Origin of the sequence: Streptococcus oralis SK304, from assembly GCF_000287715.1 — a bacterium.
GTDB classification, from domain to species: Bacteria; Bacillota; Bacilli; order Lactobacillales; family Streptococcaceae; genus Streptococcus; species Streptococcus oralis_Y.
Map to the genome: position 1 here is coordinate 1 of NZ_ALJN01000004.1, position 2919 is coordinate 2919.

The following is a 2919-nucleotide window of genomic DNA, read 5'->3' on the forward strand; positions in this document are numbered from 1 at the left end:
TCAGCTTACTACCTTCGCCAAGGTCACAAATTTAAGGATAACTCAATATCCCCTCTTTCTTACCCAAAGGCATTAGCAAGATTTTACTCTCACATACCGACCATACAACACATAGACCTCACTATCTCACTCTAGCTACCTTCTAAGAAGTATCATTGACTGTACCACAGCCGTCAGTTCCCTTTTCTTATCTACTAAGGCGAAAGGACGAAACACCCAACGTGAACTTATCAAAGATTAGTAAATATAACTTACGAAATCTACCTATTTTTAAGAAATTAACTATGGCAAAAAATAAAATTAAACTAACATCATCGCTTTCACTTAAAGAAGTAGCTCTTGAAAGCTCTCAATTTGATATTCCAAAAAAAATTCAAGTAGATTTTTCCAAAGTGACTGGATTTCTAAAAGGCCATACAAGCAGTTAAAATTTCTTCTAATCCCTTTAGATAGACTTCATTAGTTATACCTACCATCAGACTCAACTTGACATTTTCCCAAAATTCACATATAATTAAATTGCTACATTTAATCGTGTTAGTCAATGATTCGTTGTTGTCTGACACGTTTTTTATTAAATTTTCAAAGTTCACTTAACTTTTATATTGAATCAAAAATCTTACTACTTAAAGTTACAAGTCTTACTTTCTTGAAACAACATTCAATACTGAAAATTAAAATTTGTCTTTTAAGTTGTATTCAGGATTTTTAAATTCCTATAAAATGTTATTATTAAGTAAAGTTTTTTACTTAATTTTTTATAAGCTATTGCTTATGTATCTATTATATAACCTATAGCTTATTTTGTCAACACTTTTTTAAAATTTTTTTAAAAAATTTTTGAAAGGAATAAATTATGATTATTGAAAGACTAAAAAAGCTACGAAAAGAAGGAAAACTGACTCAAAAAGATATTGCTACATTCCTAAATATTTCTCAACCAGCTTATCAACAATTTGAAAGTGGTAAAAAGAAAATGAATCTCGAAACAATGGAAAAACTAGCAGACTACTTCAATGTATCTACTGATTATCTTTTAGGTAAAACGGATTTTCCTGATATTGACTTAGAGGTTGACATAGACAACGCTATTGATAACTCAGTTGCCTATGATGGCACACCCATCACAGATAACGACAGAGAAATTATTAAGAACTTTCTAAAAGACTACTTCGCAAATAAAAAATAGTATGGAACTAAGAAAAGTCATAGAAGAAATTGAAGCCCTAAATTGCAAGGTTGTCTTGTTAGACTATTTAGAAACAAAAGGTCGTTATCTTTTCGTAAATAATGAACACTTCATCTTTCTACGCTCCGACACTACAGATATAGAAAAAATCAACATCCTACTACACGAGAAACACCATTTACTGAATGATGATTCCCATAACTCACTTGCTCACATCGATACCTTCTCACAACGCATCGAAACCAGAGCTGAAAAAGGACGAATTCTGGATTTCATGAGCTTAATCAACAGCGAATATCCCATAGATGAACAATTCAACTACCATGACTATCTCAAAAACGCAGGCATACCAAGCACTTACGAAGTCTACGTGCAAGAAATAGCCACCAAATTTTTCAAAGAAAACAAAAAAAATAACATTATCTAAGATAGTGTTATTTTTTCTATTTCCGAACAAATTTCAAATACCTGGTTACCCATTTTGACCTAAAAAACGAATTAAATATCCAGGAATATTTGATTTTCCTTCGCTTTTTACTCTAAAATCACAGTTCCCCAAAGTTCATCATTACAAGAAACAAACAACTCATTATCCGTGCTAGCTAGAGAGAAAAATCCACCTTTTCCCTTTTTACACAACATGAATTTAACAAAATAGACTTCTAAATCCCCTTCATATTCTTTGTTGATTGTCAGAACTTCATCAAAATCCATCTTGTCTAACTGATTAGGATACTCTTTTAAAAAGTCCTTCACAAAATAATTAAACTTTGAAACCATGTTTTTTGGAAGTCTATCCTGATAACTTATTTCTTTAATTTCCATATTCTATTTCCTTAAACATCAATAAATTCTTTAAAATCAAACTTGCAACTTCTTTTCTAACGCTTGCGCTAGCACTTCTGAATAGTTAATTTTTTCTCGATCAGCAAGACGAACTAGCCATTCAGGAACGGTCACATTTTTCCTAATTGCCTTGTTACTTCTCACAAAAGGCGCAGGATCGACTTGAATCATTGATACAAAACCGTCTGAAACCTCAATCTTTAGAATATCACTTGGTGTAGGCAGCGCCATCCCTTCATCGATGTAAGAAGCTAAAACATTCTCAAGCATTTCACGAGCATTTTTCATCGCTTCCTCGATATTTTTTCCTTCTGTACCTCCACCAAATTCTGGAAATTCTACCCAATATCCTGTTCCTTCTTTATGAAAAATAGCTGGATACGTTTTTAACATTCTACTACCTCCAATGTGAAAAGACTTAGGAAAGCAAACATTACAATCCTAAATCTTTAAGAATCTTTCTTTCCAATCCTCTTCCTAAATCTTCATTTCCATGAACTGGAATCGTGACAAGATAAGAAAAACCCTCTTTCTTAAAATGATGATGACTTCCCCTTTGACGAACTTCAACCCATCCATTCTCAAGTGCTAGTTTCACCATTTCTTTACCTGTAAGTGGCATATATCATTGTTACCTCCTTACGTTTACTATTATACACATTATGCGTATGTTTGTCAAGCTAAAATAAACCACTTTTGTTCAATAACTACAAAATAAAATAGACCAGATTACTGATCTACTTTATTCTATATTCATTGACTAAAAATATACATTCCTTGGTTAGTTTTTGGTTAGTTTCTTAAAAAATAATTTTTTTTAATTCTTCAATCCTTTTAAAATCAAAAAATCTAACTCCCTCTTTAAATTACTACTATTATACCAT

Annotated in this window: 6 protein-coding genes; 3 read left to right on the top strand and 3 right to left on the bottom strand. The window is 31.6% G+C overall.

Annotated features, from left to right (window positions below; translation table 11 throughout):
- Positions 1-284: 284 nt before the first annotated feature.
- The 3 genes from HMPREF1125_RS12710 (at position 285) to HMPREF1125_RS03265 (ending at position 1616) form a co-directional block, all read left to right on the top strand.
- On the top strand, positions 285-428 hold the full coding sequence (locus HMPREF1125_RS12710; RefSeq protein ID WP_001107224.1) for a hypothetical protein: 144 nt from the start codon (positions 285-287) through the stop codon (positions 426-428).
- Between the two features lie 428 nt (positions 429-856).
- Positions 857-1189 carry a helix-turn-helix domain-containing protein gene (locus HMPREF1125_RS03260; RefSeq protein WP_000583055.1) on the top strand — a complete coding sequence of 111 codons (333 nt, stop codon included), beginning with the start codon at positions 857-859 and terminating at the stop codon, positions 1187-1189.
- Between the two features lies 1 nt (position 1190).
- Positions 1191-1616: an ImmA/IrrE family metallo-endopeptidase gene (locus tag HMPREF1125_RS03265; RefSeq protein ID WP_000423302.1), complete on the top strand. Its 426-nt coding sequence runs from the start codon at positions 1191-1193 to the stop codon at positions 1614-1616.
- 107 nt (positions 1617-1723) lie between these two features.
- On the opposite strand, the gene HMPREF1125_RS03270 is transcribed toward HMPREF1125_RS03265, so the two are convergent.
- From HMPREF1125_RS03270 to HMPREF1125_RS03280, 3 genes are read right to left on the bottom strand one after another with little or no spacing between them, the layout of a single operon-like run.
- Positions 1724-2014: a hypothetical protein gene (locus HMPREF1125_RS03270; RefSeq protein WP_000403072.1), complete on the bottom strand. Its 291-nt coding sequence runs from the start codon at positions 2012-2014 to the stop codon at positions 1724-1726.
- A 36-nt stretch (positions 2015-2050) separates the two neighbouring features.
- On the bottom strand, positions 2051-2428 hold the full coding sequence (locus tag HMPREF1125_RS03275; protein WP_000921490.1) for a type II toxin-antitoxin system HicB family antitoxin: 378 nt from the start codon (positions 2426-2428) through the stop codon (positions 2051-2053).
- A 40-nt stretch (positions 2429-2468) separates the two neighbouring features.
- On the bottom strand, positions 2469-2657 hold the full coding sequence (locus HMPREF1125_RS03280; RefSeq protein WP_001131504.1) for a type II toxin-antitoxin system HicA family toxin: 189 nt from the start codon (positions 2655-2657) through the stop codon (positions 2469-2471).
- Positions 2658-2919 lie beyond the last annotated feature (262 nt).

Excerpts from the sequence above, each read along its gene's own strand:
- HMPREF1125_RS03280 (WP_001131504.1), bottom strand. The coding sequence starts at position 2,657 with ATGCCACTTACAGGTAAAGAAATGGTGAAACTAGCACTTGAGAATGGA.
- HMPREF1125_RS03265 (WP_000423302.1), top strand. The coding sequence starts at position 1,191 with ATGGAACTAAGAAAAGTCATAGAAGAAATTGAAGCCCTAAATTGCAAG.
- HMPREF1125_RS03270 (WP_000403072.1), bottom strand. The coding sequence starts at position 2,014 with ATGGAAATTAAAGAAATAAGTTATCAGGATAGACTTCCAAAAAACATG.
- HMPREF1125_RS03260 (WP_000583055.1), top strand. The coding sequence starts at position 857 with ATGATTATTGAAAGACTAAAAAAGCTACGAAAAGAAGGAAAACTGACT.
- HMPREF1125_RS03275 (WP_000921490.1), bottom strand. The coding sequence starts at position 2,428 with ATGTTAAAAACGTATCCAGCTATTTTTCATAAAGAAGGAACAGGATAT.
- HMPREF1125_RS12710 (WP_001107224.1), top strand. The coding sequence starts at position 285 with ATGGCAAAAAATAAAATTAAACTAACATCATCGCTTTCACTTAAAGAA.